Annotated in this window: 1 protein-coding gene; it reads left to right on the top strand. The window is 71.0% G+C overall.

All coding sequences use genetic code 11. The annotated features are described in order from the left end of the window. The coding region (locus SB660_RS22390; protein WP_410584670.1) for a thioredoxin domain-containing protein at positions 1-252 on the top strand (252 nt) is incomplete at both ends.

Here is a 252-nt window from a genome sequence, read left to right as displayed (position 1 = left end):
CCTGCGCCGCCGTGACGGACGCAGGCTGGATGCCGGCGCGCTCCGTTTCGACCGGGCGGATGCAGCATCCGCCGAGTTCGGCTCCCGCGCGACGCTCGTGCAGTTCAGCACCGAGATGTGCGCGCGGTGCCCCCAGGTCCGGCGGATGCTGCATGCCTACGCCTCCGACCACGACGGGCTGAGCCACGTCGAGATCGATCTGACCCACCGACCGGACCTCTCGGCCCGGTACAAGGTGCTGCAGACCCCCAC

Source organism: Bacillus sp. SIMBA_005, from assembly GCF_046535585.1.
Classification (GTDB): Bacteria; Bacillota; Bacilli; order Bacillales; family Bacillaceae; genus Bacillus; species Bacillus pumilus.
This window is presented reverse-complemented; position numbering and strand designations above follow the sequence as displayed.